This window comes from Hamadaea tsunoensis DSM 44101, assembly GCF_000428945.1.
GTDB lineage: Bacteria > Actinomycetota > Actinomycetes > Mycobacteriales > Micromonosporaceae > Hamadaea > Hamadaea tsunoensis.
This window is the reverse complement of the sequence record NZ_AUAX01000015.1, coordinates 183,305-202,233: the sequence shown is the minus strand read 5'-3', so window position 1 is coordinate 202,233 and position 18,929 is coordinate 183,305. Positions and strand designations below refer to the sequence as shown.

Sequence of the window (18,929 nt, the reverse complement as noted above, 5' to 3'; positions counted from 1 at the left end):
CAGGGTCGTCGATGCGGTTGGGAGAATAGCCGCGCCGCGACGGCAAGGCCCGGCGCGCAACGCCGGGCCTTTGTCACAGTGGACGGTGATTCACGAGAAGCGCCGCCAGAAGTAGTTCCACTGCGAGAACAGAACATTTCCGGCCGGGTCGCCACCGTACGCCCAGGTGGGGCCGGGGTCGGACAGCCAGCCGAACCGGTTCTGGAAGGACGCCGGTGAGCTGGTCATGTTCTGGCTGTAGTGCCCGTCGGAGATCTTGTTGGCCCGGCCGCCGTTCACGGCCAGCGCATCGGGATCGACCCCGGCGGTGGTGGTCTGGCTGCCGCAGGTGACCCCCCACTGTGGATGGTAGCCCGAGACGGGCAGCAGGTCGGTGCTGTAGACGGCCTCCTGCACCGCCCGGTGGTCGTGATGGTCGTACTCGTAGCAGGCCGGGTACTCGTGCTGCAGGTCGAGATAGCCGGCGCCGATCACGCCGTACTCGGCGGACAGCGGCAGGAGGGCGGCGCGGTTCGCGCGTACGTGGTTGACCGCCCAGACGACCTCGGCGTCGGTCAGATTCCCGTCACCCAGGTCGAATTCGATCCGGGCCGACGTCGGCCCCACCCACCAGTCGACGACCCGCGCCGCCGTGGCGCCGTCGGACTGGTTGAGGTTGTCCGGGATCGGAGTGTTGCGGCTGGAGCTCGTGCCGGAGCAGCCGCCGGAACTATAGACCGGTTTGCAGGCGGTCATGCCCGCGACGGTCGGCGCGCCCGTGGTGTCGGTCCCGCCACCGGCGGCGGTGAGCTGATAGTGGACCATGTCGGCGTTGCCGGCCCGCCGGTAGTCGTCGAGGTACGCGTCGGCGTCGGACTGGTCGTCGAGCCAGCCGTTGAGGCTCGCCATCCGGGCGGCCTTGCACTGGCTCGGCTGGGTCAGGTCGTAGGCGACGCCGTCGATGGTCCGCGTTCCGGTGCAGTGCCCGGTGGACTCGCCCTTCGTGAGGGTGATGAAGACGGGATAGTTCGCGGACGAGTCCTGGATGAGGCCCCAGGCCTGGAAGACGTCGTCGGGATGCGGGCTGAGGATGTACTGGATCTGCGTTTTCGTCGTGGTGACGGCGTGGCCGGGGGTCGCCTGCGCCGCCGTCGAGCCGGCGGCCAGGAGCAGGACGGCCGCCACGCGTACGGATGTCTTCATCGGTTCCTTCCGGAGGCGGTACGGGCCTCAGTCGGCGGCGCTGGAACCCGTGCTGAGGCTCAGTTCCACGCGGTGCAGATGATGCCGCCGCCCATGGCGTCGCCGCAGACGCGTACCCAGTAGCCCGGGCCGTCGTACAGCGGCGAGCCGTACCCGCCGTCGGTCGCCTGCCGGGTCGTCGATCCGTTGCCGCAGGTGCGGCGGAGCGGCCCGTTCCACGTGCGCTGGGTCGCGTCGGTGGTCTGGTCCTCCCACACGCAGCCCGAGACCCAGTCGGCCGACCAGGTCAGCTCGCCCCAGGTGTGGTCGTGTCCGGAGAGCGTGAAGACGTGCATGACGACGGTCGAGTAGCCGCCTCGGCCGTACAGGGTGATGCGATCGGTGGGGCTGGCGGCCGCGGGCGCGCCGAACGCGGCCAGGAGCCAGACGACCATCGCGAGCGCACCGCCGGCTCGGAGCATTCGCCAGGATCTCACGCGCTTACCTCTCTCTCATCGGCGACGGAGTTGGCAGGAGCATCGGCCGGACATCGAATGATCTCCAAGAACGGACCTCCTATGTGGCTTTTCGTTATGCGATCCGGGCCGGCGTGTACCTCTTGAGCCGCAAATATTCAGAAAGGCAAATTTATTCGATCACGAAAGTCGCTCCCGGCGCACTTCCCTTGGGGGCGGATGGCGTCGATGCCTACCGTCGTGCGACGCACCACCCAGCTGAAGGAGGAATCGTGTTGAGCAGATCGACTGCTCGTCGCCGGGCGCCCCTGCGCATGGCGCTCGGCTCCGCGCTCGTGCTCGGCGTCGCCCTGGCGCCCGCGAACGCCACACTGGCCGCGCCGCAAGGCCCGTCGCCGAGGAGCGCGACGCCGGTACCGGTCGATGCCAAGGCGACGCCGGCGCACAGCGGCGCGGCGTCGCCGTCGGCGGACCTGATGGCCCACCCCAAGACCGAGAGCTGGCCGTTCGGCACGAAGACGCTGCCGGGTCCGGCCGCGGACCCGTTGCAGGCGGCCATGGGCAAGGCCCTCGGCGCGGCCCGCGACACGCACAAGCCGGTGCCGGTGGCCGAGGCGACGACGCCCTACGTGACCCTGGTGGCCAACCCGGACGGCACGTTCACCGCCCGGCAGGACGTCCAGCCCCAGCGTGCCCGCAAGGGCGACCGCTGGGTGCCGATCGACACGACCCTGGCCGCGGGGGCCGACGGCCGGGTACGCCCGCAGGCCACCGCGGTGGCCGTGAGCTTCTCCGGCGGCGGCGCCGGCCCGCTGGCCACCGAGGACGACGGCCACGGTAGGCAGCTGACCTTCACCTGGCCCACGGCCCTGCCCGCCCCGGCCCTCGACGGCGCCACCGCCACCTATGCCGACGTCTACCCGGGCGTGGACCTGCAACTGGTCGCCGAGCCGTCGGGCCTGCGCAACCTGTTCGTGATCCACGACGCGCGGGCCGCGGCGAACCCGGCGCTCGCCAGCCTCGCCCTGGGCGTCAAAGCGACGGGGCTGACCGTGTCGACCGGCACGGACGGCGGCGTGCAGGCCCTGGACGCGTCCGGTCGGCGCGTCTTCGCCGGCACCACGCCGATGATGTGGGACTCGTCCGGCACGTCGACCGGGGCGGACCGCTCCGCCGTCGCGCCCCGGCCGCGGTCCGCCCGGATGGCGGTCAAGGTCGACGGGCACGGCGTCGCGGTGCTGCCGGATCGGGCGCTGCTCACCGCCAAGTCGTCGGTGTTCCCGATCGTCGTCGATCCGCAGTGGACCGGCGTCGCCCAGGACTGGATCGAGATGGAGTCCAACGGCACCACCGTCTACCACGGGTCGTGGTCGCCGTGGGCCGGCTACGACACGCGGGTCGTGCGGGTCGGCAACAGCGGCGGGACCCTGTTCCGCTCGCTGATGAGCTTCGACGCGACCCAGCTGCCGCGGCTCGGCCACACCGCCGGGACCACCGAGGCGCTGTACGTGGTGGCGGCCAACCTGAGCCTGCACCGGCAGACGGTCAACGGCAACTGCGTCAACACCGACGTGTGGCGGGCCAACCCGTTCAACAGCAACTCCAACTGGAGCAATCAGAACGGCGGCAGCAACACCAACCTCTGGCCCACGAGCGGGTCCACCTCCGACGGGCGTTCGTGGAGCAATCCGATCGGGCGGTCGGCGGCATGCCTGTCGGACGTGTCGACCATCGACATCACCCAGCAGGTACGCGACGTCTACAACTGGGGCGGTTCCAGCTACACCCTGGGCCTGCGCGCCACCAACGAGGGCCCGAGCAGCGGCAACTACGCCGGCTTCAACGTGCAGAACTCGGACTCCACCGGCGGCAACTCCTACGTGGCGATCACCTATGTCGCCGAGCCCACCCTGGGCGGGATCACCGTCGGCAACGGCATCGTCGGCAATCACGGCGCGCAGGTCAACCCGTGCGGCACCGACGAGGCGCACGCCGGCTACCTGCCGATGCAGACGGCGGCCATCCCGGTGACCGCGGCGATCAACGAGCTGGACCCCAGCCGCTGGGTGCAGAGCTGGATGGGGCTCAACGACCTCACCGACTTCTCCGGCGGCACGCAGTTCACCTCCGGCATCGCCGCCGTCGGCTCGTCGGTGGCCCGCGCGGACCTGTCCGCGACCGTGTCCACGGCCGACGGCAACGGCGCGCCCTACGGCAACGCCCTGCAGCTCAAGGACGGGCACAAGTACGAGCTGTGGGCGACGGCGAACGACGACGTCAACTACACCCTTCAGTACAACGGCCAGTACAAGAACCCCTACGGCGCCGAACTGGACGCCGCCCTCACCCAGGCCATCAACACCCGGGGCTCCGAGGACCCCTACAGCACCCCGTGCTACTTCATCGCCTCCATGACGGCGCCGCAGCAGGCGACGTTCACCCACTCGGACTTCCCGGCCGCGGGCCAGCACCTGGCCTCCTACCCGACCGTCGGCACCGTCGGCAGGATCGGCGTCGCGTCGACTGCCGTCACCCCGATCGTGCGATTCGACTACGCGATCAACACCGACTCCACCAACGAGGGAGCGGGCCACTGCCCGACCACCTCGCCGGCGGACGCGTGCGGCTCCGTCGCCGCGACCGGCACGAGCGCGGCCGCCGACGTCACGATCCCCGCCGACAGCACCCACCAGGGCATGAACCACCTGTTCGTGTCCGCCGTGGACGCCGCCGGCAACGTCTCCAAGTACGCCCGCTTCGACTTCTTCATGGCCGCGGCGTACCAGAAGGTCAACTTCGGTGACGTCACCGGCGACGGCGTACCGGACGTGATGGCGGTGGACGGCTCCGGCAACCTGGTCACCTACCCGACCAACCTCGACCCGACCCCGGCCGCCGCCAACGTGCGCCGCGCTGCGCCCGCCGCGTCGGCGCCCAACGGCACCTCGTGGGCGACGTCGCTGTACACCCATCGGGGAGCCGTACGGGGCCAGACCACCGACGACCTGTTCGCCTGGGGCAAGGACGCCAACGGCGACGGCCATCTGTACTACTACTACAACGCGCAGCAGCCGGGCGCGGGCGCGCTGACCGACGCCTTCACCCAGGCCGCTCAGGCCCTGATCACGCGGCCGAACTGCGCCCCGTCCGCGGCGAACGCCTACTGCACCGGGTACGACCAGACCACCTGGAACAACGTGGTGCAGATCGCTGCGATCGGACCGGTCCTCGGCGGGTGCGACATCAGCGCTCCCACCACCGCCTGCAAGACCTATCTGATCACCGTCGAGAAGGACCCGGCGGGCGGCCCGTCGCGGATGTGGCTGTTCAGCCCGGCCGCCGTCGGCCGCCTCACCAACCCGGTCCTGCTGTCCACCTCCACCGTCGACTGGCGGTGGGACACCACGACGCTGCTGGTCCCCGGCAACGCGGCCGGGCACGCCGGCGGATCGGGCGGCATGCCCGACCTGTGGGCCCGGGACGCGGACGGCACCCTGTGGCAGTTCACGAACCTGTCCACGGCGACCACGGTGGGCGCGGGCCTCGGCGATCTGAGCAGGAAGACCCAGCTGGGTCAGGCCGGCGAGTTCCGGACCTACAAGTGGATCAACTCCGCCGGCGACCTGAACGCCGACGGCGGCCCCGATCTGTGGACGATGGATCAGCAAGGTCAGCTGGGGGTCGTCCTCAGCCCGTTCGGGACCGGATCCAGCACTTCCAACGCGCTGTACGCGCAGAAGGTCAACAACGCCTCCGCGCTGCAGTGGGCGACGCTGAGCGCCGCGCCGACCGTGCAGAGCGCCGCACCGACGGCCGGCCTGGCCGGTCAGCTGGTCGTGGACCAGGGCGACGGCAACGACAGCACCCGCCGGTTGTGCCTGGACGACTTCTACGGCAACACCGCCGACGGCAGTGTCGTCGACGTCTACGACTGCAACGGCACCGGCCCGCAGCAGTGGAGGTTCGCCCCCGACGGCACCGTCCAGGTCCTCGGCGCCGCCGGCAAGTGCCTGGACACCGGCGGCTCGCTGATCCTGGGTGCGAAGATCAGCGTCTACGGCTGCTCGTCCGGCCGCACGGCGTACCAGAACTGGCGGATGGTGCCCTCGCCGTCGTCGCCCGGCCGGTTCCAGCTCTACAACCCGGCCTCCGGACTGTGCCTGGACGACACCGGCTACAGCGTCGTCAACGGGATGCAGTTCCAGCTGTGGCAGTGCTGGGACGGTGCCCCGCAGCGGTTCAGCCTGCCCACCGGGCCGAACCAGGTCCAGCAGACCGAAGCCGAGTCCGTCTGGTACGCCACCAGCGGCGGCTCATACCTCAAGCAGACCAACTGCTGCAACGTCAGCTGGAGCAACGGCGCCCAGGCCATGCTGGTCAACTCGGCCGTCAACTCGTCGCTCACCTTGAGCTACTACGTGGCCAATGCCGGCTACTACAAGGTGAATCCGATGATGACCTCGGCCGTCGACTACGGGCGGGTGACCCTCACGGTCGACAGCACAACCCTGCCGAACACCTTCGACGGCTACTACACCGCGGTCCGGGCGACTCCGTACAACTTCGGCTCGATCTACCTGGGCGTCGGCACGCACACCTTCGCCTTCAAGGCGACCGGCACGAACGCGGCGTCGACCGGCAACCGGTACAACCTCGGCGTGGACACCCTGCAACTGGTGCCCACCAACGGGACGGCGGCCAGCGCGGCGCTGACCGTGACGCCGTCGTCGGGCACCGCGCCACTGGCGGTGACCGCCAGCGCGGCCGGCTCCCGGCCGGCCGGCACGCCCATCTCCACCTACACGTTCGACTTCGGCGACGGCACGGTCGTCGGCCCCCAGTCGGGCAGCTCGGCCGGTCACACCTACACCGGCGGAGGCACCTTCCTGGTACGCGTGACGGTCACCGACACGGCCGGCAACAAGTCGGCGGCCACCGCGGGGGTCGTCGTGTCCTGAATCGCCGGACCCGCCTACCGGAGAGGAGCGCGGGGGTGATCGCTCTGCGCTGATCCGATCAGCCGCTCATGTCCGGCCGGGGTGTGCCGCCGTGCCCCCCGGCCGGACTTTCCATAGCCGGAATCACGGCCCGTGTCCGATTCACGCGGGCGTGTGAAAGGCCGGTGAAAGGCCGTTGGGCGCGCGCTGAAAGGCGGCGTGCCTAGCGTGCCGGATAGCTTCGCTGAGAAGGGGGACTCGCGATCACTGCCGTCGCCGACCGTCCGGCCGGTGCCCTTGACGATCTCCTGGCGCGCTTCGCCAGCAGATTCGGTCGGGTCGAACCGCGCCGCAACGCCGCAACCTACGTCCGGTGGCTGCTCGAAGGCCGCATTCCAGCCGGAGCCACCGCCGCCGCAGCCCTGCCCAACCGGCTCAACAAACTGCTCACCACCGCCCGCTGGGACGCCGATGCCGTCCGCGACGACCTGCGCGGCTACGCCGTCGAGACGCTCGGCCGGACCGACGCCGTCCTCACCGTGGACCAGGTCGGCATCACCAAGCGCGGCTCGCAGTCCGTCGGTGTCCACCGCCAGTACAACCCGGTCACCGAGCGTTTCGAAAGCTGCCAGCTCAGCATCTTTCTCGCGTACGCGGCGGGGGGCGGGGCGACCCTCGTCGACCGCGACCTGTACCTGCCGGCCGCGTGGATCGAGGACCCGCAGCGCCGGGCGGCGGCCGGGGTACCCGACGCCGTGGCCTACACCGGCCTGACGACCCTGACGCAGACGATGATCGAGCGGACCATGGCGGCCGGCGTACCGTTCGGCTGGGTGGCCGGAGACGGGGACGCCGGCCAGGATCCCGCTCTGCGCCAATGGTTGCGGGCGCGACGAGTCCGGTACGCCTTCGCCGCCGCGCACCCCCACCTGCCGCCGAACACCGACTCGGCCGCGGCGTTCGTCCTCGGCAGCCTCGGCGGCGGACGCTGGTCGGCCGTGGCCCGCCGGCCCGCCGCGGAACCGGGCTGGATGCACTGGCTGCTGGCCCGCACGCCGGAGGACCGGCCGGGCCGGCCGGAGTTCCACGTCTGCTACTGCCCCGGCGGGACCGAACCGCTCCGGCTGGCCGAAGTCGCCGACACGCCCCGAGCGGTCCGGGAGGCACTGCGCCCGGCCACCGAACAGATCGGCCTGACCCGTTACGAGGTACGCCAGTACCAGGCCTGGTACCGGCATGTCACCCTGGCCATGGCGGCGCAGGCGTACCTGGTGGCGGGTGGGAGAGGTTGAGGTCGGGCACGCAAACCGCTGTCGCGGTGACCTCTTCGATGGGAATGCGGCTCCGAACCGGCGCTGTCGACCGGTGTACGCGTTCACGAGAGGAGGTAAAAGGGTCGATGAGGGGCCGGCGGCACTTCTCCCATCTATGGACGCGAAGGCATCGGCAGCGATATGGGCTTCAGCCCGTCAAAATGGGCGATGCTCAGCACTCCTGAGTCGCAGTCGTACTCCGCAGGTTCGTACACGTCCAGACCGACGGTTCGGCTCGCCACCTCAGAGCCGTCGACGATGTCGCTCACTTCGACCGACGCCCGAGAATTCTCATCGGGGGAGAATTCTATGGTTTGAGCCGTCGCGTGCCAGGCGAATTCAATTTCGCCGCTGAACTTGAACGAGTAGGACGTGTCCACGTGCGTCAGGGCTGAAAGGATGCCTTCCAAGCTGGGAAGACAGGACTTGCTGAGAGAGCGTTCGGGAAGTCTTCATGGTTGCGGCGCTAGCGCGCTCATGGGGGTCCATAGTGGTCGGATGCCGCGCCAACTGGCGTGAGCTGGATGTGGATGATCGTGACGCCCTGCCGCCGGCAAACCAGGTGCGGTTCACGGCAACCCAACCCGGCCTGCCGGGCGTCTTCCCGCAAGGGCAGGTCTGCCGTCCGGCGACCCGGCCCGGATGGGGGAGCGATGGCGCAGCCGCACGATGGTCAGCCCGAACACCGGTCGGAGCACGGGGCCGAGCCGCATCGGACCGAACCCGACACGGTGCCGTTGGCCCCTGATCCCACCCGCTCCGACCCAGCGGCTTCCGCCGGTCCCCAGACTGACGATCCCGCTGCGGATCAGCCCCTCGTCCAGGACCCCCACGAACCGGTCGGCGAGCCGGATCCGCTGCCCGTACGCGTACCGGCGGCGGAGAAGGAACGGCGCGGGTTGCCGACGCTGGGGCTGGGGCGGCGGCTGCGGGTCCTGGCCGGCGTGGACGAGCGGCTGATGGCCTACGTGCCGCAGGAGAAGGCCTGGTACACCTCGCTCGGCGGCGTCGTCCTCGGCACGGCGACCATCGCGGCGTTCTCGATGTGGTTCGCCATCACCCAGGCCCTCGGCGTCACCAGCTACTGGGCGATCCTGGCCGTGCTGGTCTGGTTCTTCTTCATTCTCAGCGTCGACCGGTGGCTGGTGTCCGGCCGGCTCACCGGTGATCTGCGCAAGCGCGTACCGGTGCTCATGATGCGGGTGGCGATGGCCGTCCTGTTCGGCATCATCATCGCCGAACCGCTGGTGCTGCGGGTCTTCCAGACGGCCGTGGAGAAGTACATCCAGGATGAGCGTACGCAGGCGCTGGCGGATCTGGCCGGGCGGCTGAAGAACTGCAACCCGGCCCCGACCACGGCGGACGCGAAGCCGCCGCAGGGATGCACGTCGACGGACGTCCTGTCGTTCCCGACGACGCCGGCCGCGACGCTCAAGCAGCTCGCTTCGATGCGGTCCGATGCGGACAAGCTGCAGGCCACCGTGGACGCCGACAGCAAGAAGCTCGCCGACCTCAACGAGCTGGCCCGCCGGGAGTGCAACGGGACCACCGGCGCCGGGCTGACCGGCCGGGTCGGCGAGGGGCCGAACTGCCATCGGCTGCGCGGCGAAGCCGACACCTACGCCCGCACACACCAGCTCGGCCCGAACAACGCCCGGCTGACCGCCATGCGTACGCAGATCACGGCGCTGGAGGCGACGGCACAGCAGAACCAGGCGGCGTTCGAAGTGGAGCGCGACAAGCTCATCGTCGCGCGGGTCGCCGACGCGCGCAGCCACCAGGGCCGCATCGGCCTGCTCGAGCGGCTCGGCGCGCTGCACGCCCTGGCCGCCACCAACCTGACGCTGGGCCTGGGCATCTGGGCGGTACGCCTGTTCTTCATCCTGGTCGACTGCATGCCGATCCTGGTGAAGTTCGTCGGCGGCTCGACGACGTACGACCGGCTCGTCGGCATCCGCCTCGCCTACGCCGAGCGTACGTTCGAGGACGATCTGGCCCATGAGATGGACGAGCGGGCCGCCGTGTTCCGCAAGCGGCGCGCCGAGATCGACCTGGAGGTCCTGGAACACAAGGCTGAGCTGCACGACCGGCTGGAGGCCGCCGCCGACCTCCTCGGCGGCGGCGTGCGCAGCCGCTACTGAGCCGCGTGCCGCTCGCCGCCCGGCGTGCCTGAGCGGCGAGCGGCACGCCGTCTATACGCAGGTCAGACAGTACGGATCGGGATACGAGTCGGTTGAGGTCCACAGTGGAGTCGCGGCCAGCCAGGGCGTGTCCACGGGAAGCGGGGTCAATACCAGATGCCCGTGGACGTCCCAGCCGACCTCGCGGCAGTCGATGCGATCCTGGGAGCCGCCGGCCAGGCAGATGGCCTTGTCGGCCGTGGTGAACTGCAGGGTGCCGCCCTCGGCGCCCGGAGCCGGCGGGTAGGGCGCCCGGGCGGCGGTGGCGTAGGCCAGGAGGCCGCCGTGGTAGGTGATGAAGCCCCACAGGGTGTCGCCGGCGGTGCAGGGTTGGATGACCCAGTCAAGGCGTGCGGCGTCGGGGCCGGTGACCGCGACCGAGGTGAAGCCGCCGGTCCCGCATCCGTACCATTTGAGCAGCGCTGGATTGCCGCCCGCACGGGCGGGCTGCGGGATCGCCGCCAGCAGGGCGATCACGAGGAGAGCGGTGAAGGTTCGCCTTGTCACCGGAGGTTTCCTTCCTGGGGGGACGAGTCTGGCCGGTGTCGGGACGGCGGTGTCACGACCTGGAGGGCGCCGAGTGCCACGCCCAGTTGGAAGCGGTTGTCGACCTGGACCCGGTCCATGAGCGAGCGCATCACGGCGGTGACGGTACGGACGCTGATGTGCAGCTCGCGGGCGGCGGAGGCGTCGGTGTGCCCGGCCACCAGGAGTGCGATGAGGGCCTGCTCCCGTGGGGTGAGGGAGATGGCGGGCATGTCGGCCTCCGGATCGTGGGCGGCGGTCCAGTGCCGCCGGAAGAGTTGGACCAGCGACTCGACGATCGGTCGCTGGGCGACCTCGAGGTAGCCGCGGTCGTAGTCGGACGGGTCGACCGGGAACAGGGCGATGCGCCGGTCGAAGACGAGCAACTTCATCGGAAGTTCGGCCGCGTTGCGATAGCTGTTGCTGGCAACGGGATCCAGCGGTTGCTCGGCCGTGGGGAGATTCTGGACGCCGAGCGACCGCAGTTGCAGTTTGCGGCTGAGCAGTGCCTGGTCGGTACGCGCGGCGGCGGAGACGGCCGTGGCGGAGAACTGGGTCTCCGGGTGCATGCCGAAGAACTCCGACCGGGTCGCGCCCACGAGCGTGATCAGGCGTTCGCGTACCGCGGGCCGGTTGGGTAGGTGGCGCAGGCCGGGTCCCAGCTCGCGCGGTGGCTCGAAGGGGACCGGGGCCGGGGTGCGGGCCCGCAGCCGGAGCAGCCGCCGCTCGCTCAGCAGGCCGATCACCCGGTCCGGCGGCGACGCGGCCCAGTGGCTGCCGCGGTCGTTCGAGCTCTCCTCGCAGGCGGCTCCCAGATCCCCCAAGGACTCCAGGGCCGACAGCACACGCGCCGCCGGCATTCCGAGATCCTTGCTGAGCTGGCGGACGGTGGCCCGGCCGAAGGTCGCCAGCGTCCGGTACACCAAGTCGGCGTCGACGGTGAGCCCGTAGCGTGACAGTTGTGGAATGGGCCGTCCGATCTGGAGTTTCGTGGCGGTGGTGCCCATACGTTGTCCTCCCGTGTCGGGCACAGGAGACCATGTTGACTGGCGAAGCCCGGCGTCGGTTTATCGAATCGTGACTTTCGCATTGCTGAATCACGCAAGAGTCCCGCTCACGGCCACTGCGAACCCGTGCACGGCCGCTGCCGTACGCACAGCGGCCGTGTACGGGTTCGTCGTCGGATCAGGCCGCTAGTTCGAGATCGGCGTGCCGAGGGTCACCAGTCCGGCCCAGCCGCCGGTCGCCGTCCAGGCCTTCAGCTTCAGGCTGCCGCCGGAGTTGAGGTAGACCTCGATCGCCTGCGTACCGGTGTCGTAGCCGGCCGCCGGGCTGTTGGTGATCGGAGCGCCCAGGTCGCCCGGGCCGGTCCACACGCCGTCGTTCGACCAGTACTTCTCCTTCAACGCTCCGGCCGAATTCGCGTACAGCTGGATGTTGCCGTTGATCGGGTTGTAGACGGCCGTGGGACTGCCGGTGAGGGCGACGCCGAGGCTGTTGCCGGCGGTGCCCGACCAGCTGGAGGCCGGGTTCCAGTAGCGTTCCGTGAGCGTGCCGCCGGAGTTGAGGTAGACCTGCAGGTTCTGGAGGTTGGGGTTGTAGACCGCGGTCGGCTGGCCGGTCATCGCGGTGCCGAGGTCGATCAGGGTCGACCAGGCGGTGCCGCTGTAGTACTTCTCGGCCAGCTTCCCGGCGGAGTTGAAGTAGACCTCGGTGAAGTGGTTGAAACCGTTGTAGACCACGGCCGGGCTGTTGCTGATGGCGGCGCCCAGACTCGTGACGGCCGACCATCCGGCGGTGGCGTTCCAGTGGCGTTCCTTGAGCGTGCCGCCGGAATTGACGTAGACCTCCACGTTGTTGTTGCCCGGGTTGATCTGGACGGCCGGCTGACCGCTCGCCGCGATGCCGAAGTCCGTGGCGGTCCAGGAGGTGCCGTTGAACACCTGCTGCCAGAGGTTGCCGTTGTTGGCGTAGTAGACCTCGACGTTCCTGGTGACCGGATTCTGCACCGCGGTCGGGACGCCCTGTACGGCGGTCGAGCTCAGCGACTGGGCGGCCTGCCAGGTCGTGCCGTCGAACCGGACCTCCTTGAGCGTTCCCCCGGAGTTGAAGTACGCCTTGGTCTGGTGGGCACGGTCGTCGTACACCGCCGAACCCGCGGCGCGGGACGTCCGGTAGGCGCTGTTCACCGTGTTCCACAGCTGGAGGAAGGCCAGCTTGCCGGTGAAGAAGCTGCCCACCGTGCCGGGACGGCCGGTACCTCTGACCGCGCCGAGGCGCAGCGAGTTGAGGGCCTTCCACCGTGCGGAGCGGCCGTAGGTGGCCACGTTGGTGCCGTTGACGTCGAGCATCATGAGGCCGGACTTCGCGTCGAAGGCGATGGTGACGTGCGTCCACTGGTTCAGCTGGACGCTGTTGTTCGGGGCGCTGGCGGTCGCCCAGCCGGTGAGGATGCCGTTGGTGTCGCTCATCGCGAACCGCCAGGACATCGTGGCCGCGTCGGTGTAGAGCTTGAACGCGGCCGCCTGCCCGCCGTCCTCCGAGAGCAGCACGCCGCCGGCGGCCGTCGGCCTCGCCCAGACGCTGAGGGTGAAGTCGGCGGTGGTGTCCACGACCGTGCCGGTGGACACCATGGTTCCGCTGGTGCCGTTGAACGTCACCGCCGGGCTGTAGGTGTCGTCGGCCGCCCACGTGGTGCCGCTGTTGCCGGTGAGCGGCGCCGGCGCGTCACCGTTGAAGACCGTGTCGGCGACGGTGCCGACCTGGCCGCCGGTCCCGCCGCTGGGCATGTCGGCCAGCGTCCAGGTGTGCGGTGAGGTGGTCGCCATGACGTCGGCGGCCCAGGTCTTCAACCCGTCGGTACGCGCGGCGACGACGCCCGCGTCCGAACCGGACACGCCGAGGCAGCCCGCCTGGCCGCCCTGACTGAGAACGGCCACGACGGCGCCGCCCTGGACCACCGGTGCGCCGGCCGTTCCGCTGCACACCGGCGACGCGGCGGTGGCGGTCAGCGTCTCCGGAGCGGTGCCGGTGAACGTGACCGCGAGGCTCTGCTGCTGGTCGGTCACGATGGTCGTCGTACGCCCGTAGCCGTAGCCGGGCAGCGCGCTGCCGGTCGTGGCGGCGGTCGTCGCCAGGGGCACCGGGGTGACGTCGGGGACCGGGGTGATGAGGCGGGCCAGCGTCACGTCGCGGCCCGGACGCGCGACCAGCCAGTCGACGCCGACCGCGGCGTGCCCGGGAAGGACGAGGCGGTATCCGGCCGGGGCCGCGCCGTCGGTCAGCTGCGGTGCCAGCGGGTCCGCCGCGAAGCAGGCCGCCGCGGTGAGCACCCAGCGCGGATCGACGAGGGTGGCGGTGCAGGTACGGTCGTCCGAAGCCAGCTTCCCGACCGCCGCCTGGGATCCCGTCACCGGGGCCGGACCCGTACCCGCGCGCAACTGCACCAGGTCGGCATGCGGCGAGGCCTCGCCCCGGCCCACGCCGACCTGGTTGCTCGCGTCCGGGACGAGGTCGACCGTGGCGTCCTCGCCGGTGTCCTCGTGGACCGTGGCCGTCATCTGATGCCCGGCACCCGTACGCCGTCCGTCGCCGCGGATCTCGTAGACATCGTTGATCAGCATGTTGAGTACGCCCGACGTGGCGGTCACCCGGAAGCAGATCCGGCCGACGCCTTCCGAACCGACCGTCTGGTCCAGGCTGTGGACCTCGACCACGCTGACGCCGTCGACCGCGGGCGTGGCGCAGTCGGCGAGCAGGATGTGGCCGTCCCCCGAGATCAGTTCGACGTGCTGCGCGGCCTGGATGGCGGCGGCATCCGGATAGGGGTAGACGCCGTCGTCGACCAGGGACGGCGGCGCGACGCCCACCGCCACCGCCGGCGTCGCGCCCCCGCCGACGAGTGCGGCGGCGATCGCCAGGGACGTGGCCGCACCGGCCACGCGTTTGAGACGCATGAACTCACTCCCCGAAGGTCTCTTGTGGACCGCCGATGACAGCGGCGGCGCGGCAAGCGAAGCCCCGCCGGGCGCGTACGTCAACGGGATGGCCGCGCCGCTGCGCGAATCGGCAGCCTGTTTCGGCAATTCCTCCTGACCGACGTCCCGCGGATGTGCGAACGCGTTGTGCGCGACCGGTGAAGCTGTTCGACTCCCGGGGCCGATGCGCCGTCGGATCGTCGCCGGGGGTCGCGACCATGGGAGAGGGGTGCGGCGATGCGCCGTTGTGGACTGTCCACAGTCAAGAAATGGTTCGCCGGGAGCGGCGGGGAAGCGCGCGGTCCGGCAGCCGGTGGCCGCCGGCGCGGGACGACACCACGCATGATCGTGGCGGGTTTCACGACCCTGGCGTTGGCGATCGGGCTCGGCGGAGCGCGGGTGGCGAACGCGCAGGACCCCGTGCCCGACCCGCAACGCGACCGCCTCGCGGCCGTGTGGGCGTGGCGGGAGGGCGGCCCCGCGGTCCGGGCCGCGGCAGCCGCGGCGCTGGTCGGCACCGACGCCGACATCCAGGCGTTCGTCCACGGCGGCTGGGATCTCGCCAAGGTCTCCGACAAGCGGTCGGCCGTCGAGGACATGATCGCACTGAGCGGTCCGAGCGTACGCCGGGCCGGCGAGCGGGCACTGGCCGGCGACGCGGCGGCGATCGACGCGTTCCTGGCCGGCGGCCGGCAGAAGTCCGCCACCGCCGACCGTCGCGTCAAGGTCGACGAGATCCTCTACGCGGGCGGCCCCAACGTACGCGCGGCGGCCCAGGCCGTGCTGGACGCCGGGACCGATCAGGCGTACACCCAGTTCCTGCACGGCGGCATCGACGCGCCGCTCCACATCGACCTGCGGCTCCAGGTCAACCAGGTGTACGCGAGCGGCGGCCCCGGCGTACGCCAGGCGGCGCAGGCCGCGTTGGACGCCGACACCGACCAGGCCTTCACCGACTTCCTCGACGTGCAGTGGCCCCTGCAGGCGACCCGGGACCAGGAGACGGCGACGGTGGCGCAGCTCGCGGCCGTCGCCGAGGCGGCCTCGGCGGACGCCGTCGAGAAGACCGCCGACGCGAAGGAGGCGTCCGCCCGGGCCGTCGAGGCCGCAGCGGTCGCCCAGCAGCAGGCCGAAGCGGCCCGCGCCGCCGCGCAGAGCGCGCAGGGCAACGCCGTCAGAGCCGCCGCCGCGGCCAAGGCGGCCGCCGCCGCAGCGGAGAAGGCCGCCGCGGCGGCCAGGGAGGCGCTGGAGGCGTCGAACGCCGCGATCGACGCGGCCCAGCGGGCGGCCCGCGCGGCCAACCAGGCGGCGGCCGCCGCCGTGAAGGCCGGGCAGGCCGCCGCGACGGCATACGACGCCGCCGCGAAGGCCGCAGGGGACGCCGGGAGCGCGGCCGCCGCACGGCAGGCCGCACAGACGGCACGCGACGCCGCCGCCGGAGCGCGCAAGGCGGGTGACGCGGCCGACCAGGCGGGCAAGGCGGCCACCGAGGCCAAGAACGCCGCCACCGCGGCCACCGACGCGTCCAGCAAGGCTCTCACCGCGTACCAGGCGGCGATCGACGCGCTCAACGCGGCCGTCGACGCCGGCGTCGACGCCACCGCGGCCATCGCCGCCGCGAACAAGGCCCGGGCCAACGCCGAGCGCGCCGCCCGCGCGGCCGCGAAGGCGTCGGACTTCGCCGTCGCGGCCACCATCGCCGCATTCCTGGCCCGGGACGCGGCCCGCAAGTCCGCGGCCGACGCCGACGCGGCGGCGCAGGCGGCCGACGCCGCCGCCGACGCGGCCGGGCACGCGGCCGACGCCGCCGCAGCGGCCACGCAGCACGCGAACGCCGCCACCCTCGCGGCCCAGGCCTCGGTCACCGCGGCGAACCAGGCCCAGGCGGTCTTCGACGCTGCCCGCCAGGCGGACGCCGACCGGCTGGCGATCAGCGCGGAGCAGACCGACCAGGCCGCGCTGGACGCCGCCGCCACCGAGCAGGCCCAGACCGGCGAGGTCCTGTGGACCGCCGAACAGTCCGCCCAGCGCGGCGCTGCCACCAACCAGCTTCTCGCCGTAGCGGCCGACCCGGCCACGCCGCGCTCCGCTGCGGTCGCGGCCGGCCGCAAGGCCGCCCTCGCGCTTGCAGTCGGCAATGGACAGTGGACGCGCGCCGCGGCGCTGAACGCGTTGAGCGCGGACGACGACCTCGTGCTCAACTTCGCGCGTACCACGGTCGGGTTCGCCGCCGGACAGGATGACCGCGCCACGCTGAACGTGCTGGCCGCCGACGGCACGCCGGCCATGCGGACCGCGGCCGCGGCGGCCCTCGCCGGAACCGACGCGGATGTGGCCGCCTTCCTGCACAACCCCGACTACCCGGCGCGGGCGACCGAGGACCGGGTGAAGGTCAACCAGGCGATGGCCGACGCCGCGGCAGCCGGATACACCACCGTCGTCGCCCGCGCCCAGATCGCGCTGGACGCCGGAAACGAGACGGCCTACCGCGAGTTCCTCGACCACACCCGGCTCACCGGGCTGGCCGTGGACGAGCGGGTGAAGGTCAACCAGATCCTGGCCGCCGCCGACAGCGGCCCGGAGGTGAAGGCCGCCGCGCAGGCCGCGCTGGACGGTCCGAGCGGCTACGTGCACCGGTTCCTGACCGTCGACCGGTACTCGGCGGCCCAACGAGATCAAGACAACGCCGCCCACGTCGCGGAGGTCTCGGCCCTCCTGACCCGGTCCTGGTACGCCGCGTCCAAGGCGACGCAGGCCGCGTACGAAGCTCAGGCCACAGCCGCGACCGCACGGGGAGCCGCCGCCGACGCCGCCGGATACGCGCAGCAGGCCCAGCAGTCGGCGACCCAGGCCGCACAGTACGCGCAGCAGGCGAACCAGTCGGCGAACCAGGCCGCGGCATCGGCGGACGCGGCGGTCGCCTCGGCGCTCGCCGCCCGCAACGCCGCCGCCACCGCCCAGGACGCGGCGAAGGCGGCCAACCGGTCGGCAGTCTGGGCGGTGGACTCGGCGAAGCAGGCGTTCACCTCGGCGGACACGGCATTCGGCTCCGCCCGGAAGGCGGCCGACTCCGCCCGGGCGGCCGGCCAGGACGCGCAGGCCGCGGCGCTCGCCTACAACCAGGCGGCCAACACCGCCACCCGGGACATCCTGAACGAGCAGGCCGAACTCAACCGCCAGTACTGCGAAGGCACCTTCCCGGCCGGCAGCGCGGACTTCGCCACCTGCATGAGCCAGGCCGATGAGCATGCCGACCAGAAGCTCCTGCAAGTGGCCGCCAACGCCGAGATGTGCGCGCTCATGTACCCGCCGGACACCCCGGTCTACCGCCACTGCCTGAACCTGAGCTTCAGTCCCACGTTCGAGAACAGCCTGCTCAACGACATCACCATGGCCGCCGTCGTGGAGCTGGCGACGGTGCTGGCGACCGCCAACGTGGCTGCCGCCGGCGTCGGCTGCGCCGTATCGGGCCTCTGCTCGGCGATCGGCCTGATCGTGGGGGAGTTCGTCGTTCCGGGATCCCTCATGCTCTTCCTGGAGACCGGCGGGCTGACCTTCCTGCTCGGCGGTTTCGGCGCCGGCGCCGCCCTGACCGTCGGCGGTTTGAAGGTTTCCAGTCTGCTGGAGGACACGTGGGTCGGCGCGTTCGCCGACGACGCGGTGCTCGCTGACCTGAGCGAACTATGGAAGTCCTGCGCGGACTGCGCGGGTTGGCGGATCGTCGAGTGGCCGGGCGGAGCCATCGGCGGCAATAGATACGTCATCATCGATGAGCAAGCGGGCGGCGCCACCCTGCAGACGGGTGAGGAGAGCTGCTGGGCGGCCTGCATTGAGATGATCACCAACGGCCGGCTGAAGCAGGCGGACCTCATCGCCAAGTACGGGGAAAACGCCAAGACTCCGGAAAGGGTCCAGGCGATTCTCGGCCCGGACTGGGTGGCTGGGGTTCCGGAGGCCACCGGCCTGACGGACGAACAATTGGTGGACGCGCTCTCGGAACTCTTCGGGCCGTGGATCGCCCGAATGGGGTCATCGTCCAAGCTGGGCCACTACGTCATCGTCGACGGCGTGGACGACGCCGGGCTCGTCATGATCCGCGATCCGGCTCAGGGCACTTCATACCGGATGGCGATGGCTGACTTCCTCCTTGAATGGTTCTTCAAAGTCGCGATTTATCACTCCCGTTGAGTCGTTCCACGTCATCAACGCCGACCGTCGCTACACGCGGGGCTTCCCGGGGCGGCGGTCGGCGTGGAGGTTCGAAGGTTTCGCCCACTGCCTTGGACGGTCCGCTCGGCACCGCGTCGCTCCGCCGGTGGACCTGACCCGGGCGAATGCGTCAGCCTTTCGACAGTCGCAT

The 18,929-nt window shown here is 71.0% G+C and carries 10 protein-coding genes; 4 read left to right on the top strand and 6 right to left on the bottom strand.

The window, feature by feature from the left end:
* Positions 1 to 90: 90 nt before the first annotated feature.
* The gene (locus G401_RS0121580; protein WP_027344138.1) at positions 91 to 1,182 is read right to left on the bottom strand and encodes a hypothetical protein; all 1,092 of its coding nucleotides are present in this window, start codon (positions 1,180 to 1,182) and stop codon (positions 91 to 93) included.
* Between the two features lie 59 nt (positions 1,183 to 1,241).
* Complete coding sequence (locus G401_RS0121575) at positions 1,242 to 1,658, bottom strand: hypothetical protein (RefSeq protein WP_157546060.1); 417 nt, start codon at positions 1,656 to 1,658, stop codon at positions 1,242 to 1,244.
* A 251-nt stretch (positions 1,659 to 1,909) separates the two neighbouring features.
* Between G401_RS0121575 and G401_RS0121570 the strand changes: the two genes are divergently transcribed.
* Positions 1,910 to 6,595, top strand: coding sequence for a ricin-type beta-trefoil lectin domain protein (locus G401_RS0121570; protein ID WP_157546058.1), 4,686 nt, complete (start codon positions 1,910 to 1,912; stop codon positions 6,593 to 6,595).
* 242 nt (positions 6,596 to 6,837) lie between these two features.
* Positions 6,838 to 7,866, top strand: coding sequence for an IS701 family transposase (locus G401_RS58370; protein WP_034592520.1), 1,029 nt, complete (start codon positions 6,838 to 6,840; stop codon positions 7,864 to 7,866).
* Between the two features lie 134 nt (positions 7,867 to 8,000).
* On the opposite strand, the gene G401_RS0121560 is transcribed toward G401_RS58370, so the two are convergent.
* Positions 8,001 to 8,297 carry a hypothetical protein gene (locus G401_RS0121560; protein ID WP_157546055.1) on the bottom strand — a complete coding sequence of 99 codons (297 nt, stop codon included), beginning with the start codon at positions 8,295 to 8,297 and terminating at the stop codon, positions 8,001 to 8,003.
* A 243-nt stretch (positions 8,298 to 8,540) separates the two neighbouring features.
* On the opposite strand from G401_RS0121560, the gene G401_RS47370 reads away from it, so the two are divergent.
* On the top strand, positions 8,541 to 10,028 hold the full coding sequence (locus tag G401_RS47370) for a DUF4407 domain-containing protein (protein WP_051366957.1): 1,488 nt from the start codon (positions 8,541 to 8,543) through the stop codon (positions 10,026 to 10,028).
* Between the two features lie 51 nt (positions 10,029 to 10,079).
* On the opposite strand, the gene G401_RS0121550 is transcribed toward G401_RS47370, so the two are convergent.
* The 3 genes from G401_RS0121550 to G401_RS53095 all read right to left on the bottom strand — a co-directional run bounded on the left by G401_RS0121550 (position 10,080) and on the right by G401_RS53095 (position 14,548).
* The gene (locus G401_RS0121550; protein WP_157546052.1) at positions 10,080 to 10,574 is read right to left on the bottom strand and encodes a hypothetical protein; all 495 of its coding nucleotides are present in this window, start codon (positions 10,572 to 10,574) and stop codon (positions 10,080 to 10,082) included.
* Complete coding sequence (locus G401_RS53100; protein ID WP_051366956.1) at positions 10,571 to 11,599, bottom strand: helix-turn-helix transcriptional regulator; 1,029 nt, start codon at positions 11,597 to 11,599, stop codon at positions 10,571 to 10,573. The genes G401_RS0121550 and G401_RS53100 overlap by 4 nt, the downstream gene beginning before the upstream one ends.
* 186 nt (positions 11,600 to 11,785) lie before the next feature.
* A complete protein-coding gene (locus G401_RS53095) occupies positions 11,786 to 14,548 on the bottom strand; it encodes a LamG-like jellyroll fold domain-containing protein (protein ID WP_051366955.1) in 2,763 nt (920 codons plus the stop codon).
* A 363-nt stretch (positions 14,549 to 14,911) separates the two neighbouring features.
* Here G401_RS53095 and G401_RS47355 point away from each other — a divergent pair, with 363 nt between their 5' ends.
* A complete protein-coding gene (locus tag G401_RS47355; RefSeq protein WP_051366954.1) occupies positions 14,912 to 18,757 on the top strand; it encodes a papain-like cysteine protease family protein in 3,846 nt (1,281 codons plus the stop codon).
* The last annotated feature ends 172 nt before the right edge of the window (positions 18,758 to 18,929 follow it).

Excerpts from the sequence above, each read along its gene's own strand:
- G401_RS47355 (WP_051366954.1), top strand. The coding sequence starts at position 14,912 with ATGATCGTGGCGGGTTTCACGACCCTGGCGTTGGCGATCGGGCTCGGC.
- G401_RS53100 (WP_051366956.1), bottom strand. The coding sequence starts at position 11,599 with ATGGGCACCACCGCCACGAAACTCCAGATCGGACGGCCCATTCCACAA.
- G401_RS53095 (WP_051366955.1), bottom strand. The coding sequence starts at position 14,548 with ATGCGTCTCAAACGCGTGGCCGGTGCGGCCACGTCCCTGGCGATCGCC.
- G401_RS47370 (WP_051366957.1), top strand. The coding sequence starts at position 8,541 with ATGGCGCAGCCGCACGATGGTCAGCCCGAACACCGGTCGGAGCACGGG.
- G401_RS0121580 (WP_027344138.1), bottom strand. The coding sequence starts at position 1,182 with ATGAAGACATCCGTACGCGTGGCGGCCGTCCTGCTCCTGGCCGCCGGC.